12 protein-coding genes and 2 pseudogenes are annotated in these 12,600 nt (G+C 25.9%); 3 read left to right on the plus strand and 11 right to left on the minus strand.

From position 1 onward, the window contains the following. Positions 1–493 (plus strand): hypothetical protein (locus AB668_RS05725; protein ID WP_082160315.1); only part of this gene is annotated, 493 nt, incomplete at its 5' end. A gap of 66 nt (positions 494–559) precedes the next feature. Here AB668_RS05725 and AB668_RS02550 read toward each other — a convergent pair. The 8 genes from AB668_RS02550 to AB668_RS02580 form a co-directional block, all read right to left on the minus strand. Then, positions 560–1,375 carry a MurR/RpiR family transcriptional regulator gene (locus AB668_RS02550; RefSeq protein ID WP_050517488.1) on the minus strand — a complete coding sequence of 272 codons (816 nt, stop codon included), beginning with the start codon at positions 1,373–1,375 and terminating at the stop codon, positions 560–562. 10 nt (positions 1,376–1,385) lie between these two features. Then, entirely contained in the window at positions 1,386–1,538 is a 153-nt protein-coding gene (locus tag AB668_RS05730; RefSeq protein ID WP_160315005.1) for a hypothetical protein, read from the minus strand. A gap of 86 nt (positions 1,539–1,624) precedes the next feature. Further along, the gene (locus tag AB668_RS02555; RefSeq protein WP_327138675.1) at positions 1,625–2,053 is read right to left on the minus strand and encodes a YhcH/YjgK/YiaL family protein; all 429 of its coding nucleotides are present in this window, start codon (positions 2,051–2,053) and stop codon (positions 1,625–1,627) included. 30 nt (positions 2,054–2,083) lie between these two features. Beyond that, entirely contained in the window at positions 2,084–3,799 is a 1,716-nt protein-coding gene (locus tag AB668_RS02560) for a sodium:solute symporter (RefSeq protein WP_050517489.1), read from the minus strand. Further along, on the minus strand, positions 3,774–4,679 hold the full coding sequence (locus AB668_RS02565; RefSeq protein ID WP_050517490.1) for an N-acetylneuraminate lyase: 906 nt from the start codon (positions 4,677–4,679) through the stop codon (positions 3,774–3,776). The genes AB668_RS02560 and AB668_RS02565 overlap by 26 nt, the downstream gene beginning before the upstream one ends. Positions 4,680–4,873: 194 nt before the next feature. Further along, positions 4,874–6,019, minus strand: a complete 1,146-nt coding sequence (nagA, locus tag AB668_RS02570) for an N-acetylglucosamine-6-phosphate deacetylase (protein ID WP_050517491.1) — start codon at positions 6,017–6,019, stop codon at positions 4,874–4,876. A gap of 146 nt (positions 6,020–6,165) precedes the next feature. Continuing rightward, positions 6,166–7,551, minus strand: a complete 1,386-nt coding sequence (locus AB668_RS05830; RefSeq protein ID WP_050517492.1) for a transposase — start codon at positions 7,549–7,551, stop codon at positions 6,166–6,168. Between the two features lie 215 nt (positions 7,552–7,766). Next, complete coding sequence (locus AB668_RS02580; RefSeq protein WP_050517493.1) at positions 7,767–9,797, minus strand: bifunctional metallophosphatase/5'-nucleotidase; 2,031 nt, start codon at positions 9,795–9,797, stop codon at positions 7,767–7,769. 243 nt (positions 9,798–10,040) lie between these two features. Between AB668_RS02580 and AB668_RS05735 the strand changes: the two genes are divergently transcribed. After that, complete coding sequence (locus tag AB668_RS05735; protein WP_160315006.1) at positions 10,041–10,190, plus strand: Vmc-like lipoprotein signal peptide domain-containing protein; 150 nt, start codon at positions 10,041–10,043, stop codon at positions 10,188–10,190. Between the two features lie 197 nt (positions 10,191–10,387). On the opposite strand, the gene AB668_RS02585 is transcribed toward AB668_RS05735, so the two are convergent. From AB668_RS02585 to AB668_RS06030, 3 genes and pseudogenes are all read right to left on the minus strand, one after another. Beyond that, positions 10,388–10,741: a hypothetical protein gene (locus AB668_RS02585; protein ID WP_050517494.1), complete on the minus strand. Its 354-nt coding sequence runs from the start codon at positions 10,739–10,741 to the stop codon at positions 10,388–10,390. A gap of 5 nt (positions 10,742–10,746) precedes the next feature. Next, positions 10,747–11,352, minus strand: a complete 606-nt coding sequence (locus tag AB668_RS06060) for a BspA family leucine-rich repeat surface protein (protein ID WP_327138676.1) — start codon at positions 11,350–11,352, stop codon at positions 10,747–10,749. Positions 11,353–11,736: 384 nt separating this feature from the next. Then, a pseudogene (locus tag AB668_RS06030) lies at positions 11,737–11,790 on the minus strand (hypothetical protein); the annotation flags it as partial. 168 nt (positions 11,791–11,958) lie between these two features. On the opposite strand from AB668_RS06030, the pseudogene AB668_RS02595 reads away from it, so the two are divergent. Beyond that, positions 11,959–12,600, plus strand: a pseudogene (locus AB668_RS02595) (transposase); the annotation flags it as partial.

Consider the following 12,600-nt stretch of genomic DNA (forward strand, 5'->3'; position numbering starts at 1 on the left):
TATTAATGTTGATGAAAATAATCAAAAAGTTGTTTTTTTAAAAGAAAATGTTTTTGAAAAAGTTCACAAAAATGCAGGGTTCTCAATAATAGTTTCAAACGTTGATTCTGATTTAGAATTTATACTTACTCAATACAAGAAAAGAGATCTTGTTGAAAAAGCATTTTCAACTGTTAAGACCACTTTTGATTTAAATAAATTTAATGTTCAGGATAGATTGGTTTTAGAATCAAAAATGTTTATTTCATTTTTAGCATTGATTGTTAGATCATATTTCAGTTATTGTATGAAAGAATTTTTAGCTGAAAATGGTCATCATACAGTGAATACATTGTTTAGTGAATTATCAAAAATGGAGTTAGCAAAATTCAATAAAACATATGTAAGTTCTTATGGTTTAAGCAAGACTCAAAAAATAATTTTATCTGCATTAAAAATAACCGAAAAAGATGTAAATCAATGCACGAAAGATATTAATAAAAACCTAAACTAGTCACACGAACGTGAAAAGTTCAGGTTATTAACAAAATAAGGTGATACTTTTAATAATTCCATGCTTTTAAATTACGTTTGTTGTTTTTGTTTTTTCTTGAAACTTAATATTTTCTAGATCCACTTCATTTAAAATTGTTAAAAACAATAAATCCATAATATATTGGATCTTATATTTTTCAATAATTGGAGTGGTTTTATTGTCATTTAAAAAGAAATGGTTTTGACTACCGTGTAAATGATAAGTAGGTTTAATATCACATTTAAATTCTGTTGAAGATGTAATTGCAATAAGTGATCTATAGTTTTTATTGTTTATTAAATTTAAATATCTATTAATTTTAGAATTATTTCCTGAAGCAGAAACAACTACAACACAAGCATCATTAACATCATAAGCATTATGATCAAACAAATTAGAATAAATTTCAACTCTTAAGTTAAGTTCTAATAATCAAAAAAACATTAAACTCACTAATATCTTAGTTTTACCAGTACAAAATAAAATAATCTTTTTACTTGATAACATTTCATCTACTACTTTTTTAACTAGATTAATATCAATATCATTGTTTAAAGAGTTAAATGTTTTATTAACTTGTTTTTTAAACTCAGCTACAAGATTGTTAGAAAATACTTGGTTTTCACTTTTATAAAAATTAAAATTGTTTTCTAAAATTTTAATTAATTGCTTTAATCCACCAATTTCTAATTTATATAAAGTGTGTGATATAACTGATGGTTGCACTTTCAACTTGTTTGCTAAAAACTTAATTGAAAAAGATTTATAATTAGCAATGTTGTTTAATATATAATCACAAACTTTTACTTCTTGGGGTGATAAAAAATCTCTGTTTTTGTTAATTTTTTCAATTAAATTCATAATAACTCCTTTAGCTTATATTTGAATTAGCGTATTTAATTGTTCCAAATTCATCAACAACTCCAGCAGTTGCAATAGCAACACCATCAACAAATAAATGATTTTTAATAATGTGTTCTGCTTGTTTTACTAGTGCATCTTTTTCAAGGTCTTGTACGAACATTAAATAATTCAATAGGCTCAAAGTCACTGTTAAAAAGACCGTACTTAATAGATGTACCACTATTATCAATAGCTAGAAATTTCTTATTAATCATATAAGATTTTAAATACTACTTTTGTAATTTCTTTTTCGTTTGCTTTCATTTTTGGAGCATGAGCGTCTCACGGAAAAAATATAGCAAAACTTTTAGTATTTTGATAAATAGTTTTTGAAGGTTTAGTTACATATAAATAACAATCGTCTTTTTGGTTATACTCAACTTCTTCATTTAAATCTTCAACAAATCTGTGACCAATATATTCATCACCAACTGCAAGAATATGAAGATCTAAATATTTATCATGAGATTCAAAAACTGCATTTTCTACATCTAAAGCTGTAACATCAAATTTGTTATAAAACAATGTTTCATCAATTTGATTAATACCATGTTTTAAATCTTTCATATCGTTGTTTAAAATAAAGTTAATTGCTTTATCAATGTTTTTGTGAATATTTAAATATTTTTTTAATATTTGTTACTTTATCATAAATCATATTAACACCTATTTATTCGAACGTTTTGATTTAATTTTATTCAATAGTTCTTTTTTGAATTGTTTTTCACTTTCTTTAATTTCTTGTCATTCTTTTTCACTTTCTTTAATTTCTTGTCATTCTTTTTCTCCTTCTTCAACCATTTGATTAAAGTCTTGTTTAGAGAAAGTATGAATAGTTAATCCATCTAATTCATTAATTTTTTTATTTTTGAATATGAAACTTGATAGATATCCAACTGATAATGAAACTATGAATGCAAGAATAATAAAGTAGAATTGATCAATATTAGTAGCTATTTTTGCTTGAGTTAATACAAATGGTACTGCGATAATTATTAATCCACAAATACCACCAATTATTGCTCCAATATTTGAAGTTCTTTTTGTAAATACTCCAAGAATATAAATACAAGTAACAGATACTCCAAATAATCCAATAATACCAGCAAATAGGTTTAAAATATCATCAGCTTTAACAACCATCAATAGAACTGCAACAAGTGTTCCTAAAATTCCTATTCCTAAAATAATTCCTTTAGCTCAGTTCATTTTTGTTTTGTCTGACATATCAGGTTTAATTCTAACAATAATATCTTGAACTAAACAAGTTGCAGCTGAGTGAAGTGATGAAGAAACAGTACTCATAGATGCTGAATAAATACCAGCAATAATTAGTCCACTAATACCAATTGGTAAAACAGTAACAATAAAGTAAGGGAAAATTTGACCAGCTTGAATACCTAATTTATCCGCAATTTCTTTTGGACCAACTAGACCAAGTGTTTGGTTATAGTATGCATATAACAATGATCCCATTCCATAGAATAAGAAAATAGTTATTAATGATAAAATCGCATTTGTTCAAAGACCTTTTTTAACTTCTTTGAAACTCTTGTTTGATTTATATCTTTGAACAACATCTTGACTTCCAATGTATTGATAGAAAGTATTAATTAATTGTCCGAAGAATAAAGTTAAAATAAATGGTTTAGCAAAACTTTGTGGAATAATAGCTTCTTTTGGTAATAATTTACCGTTGTCAACAATTATGTTATTTACATCTCCTAAGTTTGGCATTTTAGCTAAAGCAAAGATAATAGCTAAAACAATTCCACCAATTAAAACAACAGCTTGAATAAAGTCAGATCAAATAACTCCACTTAATCCACCTAATACTGTAGATACCACACAAATAATTCCTATGAAAATAGCAATTAGATATGGGTTAAGGTTTGTAACAGCTGTTAAGGCAATAGTTGGTAGGTAAATAATTAATCCAACACGCACAATGTGGAATAAAATAAACATCACACTGGCAAATACTCTTAAAAAGTAACTAAAACGTTTTTCTAAGAATCCATATCCTGAAACGTCATTTAGTTTTTGAAAGAACGGAATCATGAATCTGATTAATAATGGAGTTGCAATAAAAATTGTTAAATTTCCGAATGCAAATAATCAGTCAGTTGAAAACGCTCTAGCTGGTGTAGCCATATAAGTAATAGCTGACAGTGTTGTAGCATAAATTGAAAAACCAGCTACTCATCCTGGTGTTTTTCCACCAGATTTAAAGTACTCTTCTGTACCTTCTGCCTTTTGTAGTTTAGATTTAAATTTAAAATATAATCCTATACCTAAAGTAAATAGTAAGTATATTCCTAATACTAGATAGTCGACTCAATGAAAACTACCTTTATTAGCTGCATTTGCAAGAATAGTCATTTTCTAAAAATCTTTCTTTAATCTCTTTTGCTTTATCAGCATATTGTGAAATTGATTGAGTCATAGGTAATCTACAAAATACTTCATCTAAATGATAATGTTGTCTAATGATTTCTTTTAATATAGCGTATAATCCATTAGCTAATACTATATCAATAAAATCATTTACGTCTTTTTGTAATGCTAATGCTTCTTTATTTTTATTTCGTTTTACAAGTTCAAAAATTTGTTTAGCTTTTTTAGCATTAACGTTAAATGTTGAACCAATAAATCCATCAATATTGTAAATTGATGCAGATAATTGTTGTTCATCAAATCCATAATAAACTAATTTATTAGGGAATTTTGCTTTAATTCTTTCTAAAGTGTATAAGTCAGTTGCAGTGAACTTAACTCCTTCAACACCTTCGATAGCAAATAATTTTTCAAATGCTTCCATTGAGAAATTAACTCCAGATAAAATTGGAATGTAATAAGCAATTAATGGAAGTTTAGTTGCTTTTTTAATTTCTCTATAATAATCGAGAATTTGATCTAAGCTAAATTTGTAATAGAATGGAGTAACTGCACTAACTGCATCAAATCCTAATTCTTCAGCTAATTTAGCTTGTTCGATTGCTTCATAAACATTTAAAGAACCAACTTGAGCGATCAATGGAACTCTTTTGTTTACATGTTTAGCAACAATTTCTAAAATTTCTTTTCTTTCGTTATTTGATAATAAGAATGCTTCTCCTGTTGATCCATTAACATATAATCCATCAACACCAGAAACTTCGATGTTGTAATCAATAAACTTTTTTAAGCTCTCTTTATCAATTGAACCATCTTTTTTATATGGTATTAATAAAGCGGCAAAAACACCTTTTAATTTATCCATGGGTATTTTATCCTTTCATAAATTTTTAAGTGTTTTATTTATAATCATATAAGATTAATTAATAACACTGAGGGCACATAGTTATATTTTATTAATGTACCCCTTAATGTAAATATTATCAAATTTATTACCTTTTGAAAAATCACTTAATTTTTAATAAATTATTAAGTAAAAAAGAACCTTAAATTTGGTGTTTAAAGGCTCTTTTCAAATACTAATTTTCCTTCAACTATTGTTTTTAAAACATTAAAATCTTTATCTAAAACAACTAAATCAGCATATTTATCTTTTTGTATACTTCCTGTATAACTATAGATGTTTAATTGTTTAGAAATATTTATTGAAGTTGTTTTTATTAAATCAATTAAAGAAATATTAGTAATGTTTTTAAAATTTCTAACTACTTGATCATAACTAGCAACTGAACCAGCTAATGCATTGTTTGATACTAATCTTGCTTGATTATTAGACTTATTAATTTTTAGATTACCTAATTGATAAACTCCATCATCTAAACCTTTAGCACTAATTGAATCAGTTATTAAACAAATATTGTCTGCAGTTTTATGATCATAAACTAGTTTTATAATTTCAGGTTTTAAGTGAATAGTATCAGTAATTATTTCACACAATATATCTTTATGATTAAAAGCACTAACAACTAAACCTGGATTGTGATGATCAACTCCACTCATTGCATTAAATAAATGAGTTATATGTTTTACTCCTAATTTACAATATGATTCAAATTGATCTGTTTTTATATTTGAATGACCAGCACTTGGTATTATATTGTTTTTTAGTAAATATTTTGTAAATTCAGTGTTATCTAATTCAGGAGCATAAGTGATTATTTTGACATTATTATTTGAAATTTCATTTCACTTTTCAACTAACTTGATATCAGGATCTTTTAATAAATTTTCTTGGTGTGCTCCTTTTTTAAATTTACTTATAAACGGTCCTTCTAAATGAGCTCCGATACATTTAGCTTTTCCATTATTAAGTTTCATAAATTCACTAAATTCCTTTAAGATAGTTTCAGTTTTTTGATCATCATTAGTAACTGTTGACTGAACATATCTTGTAATTCCTTCTTTAACGATATTATCAGCAAATATTTTAAACCTGTTTTGATCACCTTGTTCAAAATCAACACCATATCCACCATGAGTGTGACAATCAATAAAGCCAGGTAATAAAAAATTATTTTCTAAATCAATAGCATCATCTAATTTATAATCTTTACCGATTTCAACTATTTTTTTATCTTTAATAATTACATAACCATTATTAATAATTTCATTTTCTAAGACAATTTGAGCGTTTTTTAATATCATAAAATCCTCCATTAGTATAATTTTATAATAATTAGTTTTAAAACTTAAATTAGTCTATTTTTTATAAAATAAAAAACCTCAATTTCAATTCAGATTTTGAGGTTTTATGATATTAATTATTAATTAAAGAATTCCAAAAATATACACTATATAAGACAAGATAAAATCATTTCTTCATCCTTTTTTGAAATTTTACCAACTATTCAAGAACCACTCATAATATTTATTTTGTATTTTTTATAAGAGTTAAATACTTTTAGTGCTTCACTAAAAGTTTTTTCATTTAAGATACCTCTTTCTTCGAATTTATTTTTTATTCTATAACCAATAATTGTAGAAAGCATTTTAATAAATTCTGCTCCATAAATTGAAATATCACTCTTTTTATTTACTTCTTTAAGGTTCAAGTTATCTTGATAAAACTTGTTAACTAGTTCGATTTCTCATCTTTGTTTGTACATTTTATAAATATCAATTGGTTCTAGATCTTGATTAGATATATAAACTATAGTTCCAAACTTATCTTTTAGTTTTTTATAATTTTCTATTGTATATTTTTTACTTTTTAAATAGTCACTGTGTTCTTTTGAAAATCTATTATTATCTCTAAAAGCATAATAAAATTTATTTTCATGCTTTAGTTTTTTGTAAAAAATGGTGTTGTCTTTATTGCTAAATTTTTCTTCCATATCATAAATATTAAGTTTATGTAAAATACTCAAAGAACGTTTTATAGGAAATATATAACCTACTTGATCTGGTATATTTTTACCATTACTAACCCCTTTATCTCCTATAATAACACCAGTTTTTATATTAGTTTTTTCTAAAAAATCAGGAAAACTAGTAAAATCAACGCAATTACCACGATATGGTAAAGAACAAATTATATCTTTTGTTGTTATATTAAAAGCAGTAACGATTGATATATTTTTTGTATTTTTAATTCTCGATTTATATGATAAAGAACCAAATGATGTTATTTTACTATTGTAATTTTTAAGCATACCATCAATAGCAACAAGGTCATTTGCATTTGTTTTTTCAACCCTTTTTCTAATAAATTCAATAATTTTATTGGTGTCACAACCAAGCTTGTAAATAAAATTTGAAACGGTACTTTTTGATAATTTCATATTTGGAAAATCTACTGATAAAAATGATTCTTCATAATATTTCTCTATTAAAGAATCATTTGCATCTGGGTTTAATGTTTTCATAATAGCAATTGCAAAAATTCTAAATCCCTCAACACCATAAACGTGCATCAAGTCTTTCAAAATATCATTTGAAAGATTCTTAGCAAGCATATAGTCACCATAATTTTTTGGTCTTAATTCTATTGATATTTCTTTTTTAGGTACGTATTCTCCATTTATTATATGACCTATGACAGGCCCATTTTTTGGATAATTCTTACCATTTTTATATTCACATCCAATTCTTTGAATAACAGCTCATGATTTTCCTGTTAATTTAACAATAGTATTTTTAGGTCTTGGAACTTGCCTTATTTCTAACGGTACAGCCATAATATCTCTCCTTTTCTATAGTGTATTATATAGTATATTATAACATAAAAGAGAAGTCTTTTAAAAGTATTTTTTAAAAATTTTATTAATGTTTCTAAACAAAAAGAGAACATTTTATTACTAAAACATACTCTTTTATTAAAAATTTTCATTTTTTAATTGTTTTTGTGCTATTTTAACTGAAAAATATAGTGTATATTTTTGGAATTCTTTAATTAATTATTTAATTTGTGATTTACAATAATGTTTTGTGGGTAAATATCTGTGTAATCTTGAATTTTACGTTTTTCAAATAAATTACCATCTTTAACTTCTTGATTAGTTGTTATATGTTTACCATAATCAATATAAACTTGTAATAAATCGTTACCTTCATATGCATGTTTTACATCATTTGGGTGTTTTGTGTAATCTAACATTGTATATCCATCTCCACCAATTAATAAGAAATCGTTAGTTACAATTACATATTCTTGTTCTTTATTAATAGGTTTATCATTGATTTTTAAACTAGATTCATCAAGTTCATAAACTCTATTATTACCATCAGCTTTAGTAATATTGATGTTTGCTTTAACGTTAGATGAATATTGAGCATATCCTCCAGAAAATACTTTTGACGCACCATGTTTCATAGCTTCGATTAATGTTGAACCTTTAACTTTAACTGCAGTAATTCTATTTCCAAATGGAGAAACTCCAAGTAGATCAAGTTTTTTAACATTACCAACAGCTATATCTTGGCGTAAACCTCCACCATTAATTAAACCAATAACGTTATCTTCAGAATAATTAACACTGTCCACTTTATTATTCTTAATAAATTCTCAAGCAATACCATCAGATGCAAATGCTCCTAAATTTGTTTGACTTACTCTTCCTCTTCAAGCAGTAACATCTCCTGAACTAGTTTGTGTTACTACATTATCTGCATGTTTAAATGCAATAGGAGAATTAAATACAACAACATCATTTTCTTTATTGAATTTTAATTCTAAATTATCAATTAATTCTTTAATTTCAGTAATTGTATTATTTTTACCACCTAAAAGTTCAGTATATTCAATAGTTCTTAGTTCTTGTTTTATATCAACTATTTTTTGTTCTTTAGCATCAACAACAATATCTAATTCACTTAAATATTTAGTATAAGCTTCTGCTTGAGTTAGATAAGTTTTTTTAGCAATTTTACCATATTCTTCATGAGGAACTAAAGTATGAGAGTGACCGTCTAAAATAAGATCAACTTCGTTTGTTTTTTTAGCGAATTCTCTTGCATCTCATCTAGTGTCAGGTCTGTTAACTCCTAAGTGAGTAATTGCAACAATAAAGTTAACTCCTTGTTGTTTTAATTCACTAAATGCTTTATTTCCAGCTGTTACGGGATCTTCAAATCTAACATGAACTGAGTTTTTTGGATTTGAAGTATAAGCAGTATCTGGAGTTGTAATTCCTACAATTCCTGCTTTAATTTTTGGAGATATTTCTTTAACAATATATGGAGTAAAGACTTTTTCTCCTTCTTTAGCTAACTCTCCAGTTTTTGTTTTTACGTTTTCTTTAACTGCTCTTTTATTTCAAAATACACTAGCTGATAAAAATGGCATACCTTCTGTTGCTTTTTCAATATCAAACATATGTGGTAATCCTCAATCGAATTCATGATTTCCGATTGCAACTGCATCATATTTCATTTTATGAGCAACTTTAGAAATTGTCATTCCTTTATCTGAATCAGATAAAGGCAATCCTTGAATTAAATCTCCAGCTGATAATAATAAATCTCGGTCAAAGTTTTTATTTAAAATTTCAGCTAATCCTTGCATACCTGAATAATTATTAAGCTTAGATTCATCATATTTTAAACGCCCGTGTTCGTCATTAGTGTGAACAATTTTTAATAATTGCTGATTAGAATTTGACTGGCTTTGCTTCAGTTTATTATATTCATCATTAACTTTTTTTCTTAATTCTTGTAAAACTGGAGTTTTTGATTTAACTCAAGCTTGTCTTTCAATTTTTAATTGTTGTAATTTAGTAGCATCTTTTTCATTTTCAATTGCTTGTTTTTTAGCTTTTAGAATTTGAATATTTTTTTCAATTTCACTATTGAAATTATTGTAAACACTTTGATAACGCGTTTTAGCAATTTCTGGAGTAATCCTACAAGCAACAACTGTTGAAATTGGTAGAGCTGTTACTAATAAACTTGTCATTCCTAATAAAACTTTGTGTGTACTTTTCATCCATTACACTCCTTTCTTAATGCTTCAATATTATTTTATAATCTTAAAAACTGAATTTTATGTATCTTACTAGTATTTAATCAATATAAAAATCTATTCATGTCAAGTAAATATGTAAAACGCTTGAACGAAAAAAAATAGAATAAAAGTAAGTACCACTATGACTATGCACTAACGCCTTAGTTCCACTGAACCCCCAAATCCGGACTAAATATATTTTAAATTTATGAAAGGTACAAACATATGAAAAAAATTTTAGGATCAGTTGCAATGGTTGCTACAACTGGTGCAGTTGCAGTTGCATGTAAAACTGAAGCTAAAAAACCAGCTGACAAAATGGATAAAGAAGAGAAAAAAGACGACACAGCTAAAGATGATAAATCAGATAAATAAGAGAAAAAAGAAGATAAAGTAGAAGGAGGATCACCAACACCTCCAGCAAGTGGTGGAGACAGCTCAACAATACCTCCAGCAAACAGTACAGGTGCTTAATTATCCTAACAATATTCAAAAAATTTAGTCCGTGTTTATGGTAGCGGGGGGGTTGAGGTGTTTGATTAAAATTATTTATACAAATAAAATATTAAAATTTAATATTCTAATCTAGATACAGAATGTCACACTTGGGTTGGTAAGCGACTAGCGTGTAATCAAACAATTGTTTGTCCACTTGGTGTATCTATTATCTCACAGTAATTACCTATATTTGGTCGTTTACCATCAATAAATCCATAATGATTTGTGTTATTTAGGTTAAAATATCTTGTTCATTCATTTAAATAGTTTTTAAATTTATTTTTACCAAAAAGAAATCATTTTGCTTCTTTAATACTAAATAGTTTTCATCCATCATTATAATTATATTTATTTATAATTGGTTGATCACCATCCAATACAAATTGCCCATCTCCAAACGTTTCTGCGTCTTGAAACATTGAGTTCATTATTTCTAATTTTTGAACGTTTCACCTGCTAATATCTTGGTTGATTTTTTTGCTTTATGAAACATTTTCTCTGTTTTTTTTAGATTTCGTGTATCTCAGTTATTTAGTGGTTGATCAAATTCAAGTGCAGAATCAAACATACTATTCATACTAGTTACATTATAAACTTTTCATGAATTTAAATTTTTGTTGAATTTTTTAGCACCACTAAACATTTCTTCCATATTACTTACAGCTGAAGTGTTTCATTCTGATATATCTTGATCAAAAATCTCAGCATCTTTGAAAACTGCTCACATATTAACTATTTGGGAAGTTTTTCATTTTTCAATACCTTTAATAGTTTTAGTTTTATGACCTTTAAAAGCATTATTTAAACTTTTTATTTCAGTTGGTAAATCTTCTGAAACTTCTGTTAAATGTGTAGGCATTTTTACAATTCTAACTCTAAGATGTTGATCATAATAATAACCTATTTTATCTATTTTTTTAATTTCACTCATATTTGATAAATCAATTTTATTAGTTGTATAAATTTTATGATCATTACCAATATAAACGGTACTTGCATATTCTTTATAGTTAATTTTAACTTTTCGTTCAATTTCCATACCATTATAATTTCATTTTATAGGATCTTCTCTTATATGCTTATTAGCAATTTCATTATCAACTAATTGTAGATCGTTTTCTATATTAATAAATAATGGATTATTTTTTAACTTAGAAGCTATATGTTGTAAAAAATCTTTATGAGTAAAACCTATTTTTTTATCATCATGATGAATTGGTAAATCATCAAATTCTTGGAGTTTATTTAAAATAGATTGTACAAATCTAGAAAGTAAGTTGTTTGTTAAAAATAGTTTTGGTCAATATTTTTTATTTAAATTTAAGGGGCTTGAAGCAGCTCAATTTCTTAAACTTTCTCAATTTTCTCAATTTTCATTATTGTTTTTATTTAGATCAATACTAATTAAATTTCATTTTGAAATATTTTGATTAAACGAATTAGCCTTATTAAATATTGATTTCATTTTTTTAACATTTGAAACATAGCTGTAATGCTATTTTTTTGCATATTTTGTCAAAATATCGATAAAACCTAGGATTTTTGCAGAAAAAAATATATTAAAAAACAGCTAAAAACTATAGAAAAAGAACAAAAAATATAATACAATTATAGTGACTAAAGCACTATATAAGGAGGAAGAAAAATGCCAATACCAAAAGAGATATTAGCTGTGGATAGGCCAAAAAATACAAGAGTAAAGAAAAATGGAAATAGATATGATGTTATTAAAAGAACAAGTGTTTGAAAAAATAGAAAATCCAGTAGAACTGGGTAAAATCGGTGAAATAATAAACTTTGAATATGTAGAAACTAAAACAAGTAGACTTAACTTTGCTTTGTGTGACATAAAACAATTCGGAAGAACCGAAATTGCTTATAAATTATCAAAAGATGTATTTGAAGATCTTTGCAAAGTTTATAATCCATCAGATGCAAAAATCATTTATGCAATAGCAATTATTAGAGCAGCTTATGGAAATATCACTAATAGAGAAATTAATAGAAAATATCAATGTTCATTTTTCTCTGAACAATTTCCGGGTATAGGACTTTCATCTAGTAACATTTCAAGGTTTTTAGAAAAGTTGGGATATAACTACAGATACATCAAACAATTCATTCAAAATAGAATCGATACTGTTTCTCCTGGATCTACTATTGTAATTGATGGTATGTTAAAAAATTGTAGTTCTAAAAGTTCTGATTTTACAAAATGATCGTGAAAAGCTAGAACTAAAGGTGTTCAAAATATTTCTGTTTTATATGCTTTTGACCTAAACAAAAA

The organism is Mycoplasma sp. HU2014 (genome assembly GCF_001199495.1).
Lineage (GTDB): Bacteria > Bacillota_I > Bacilli_A > Mycoplasmatales > Mycoplasmataceae > Mycoplasma.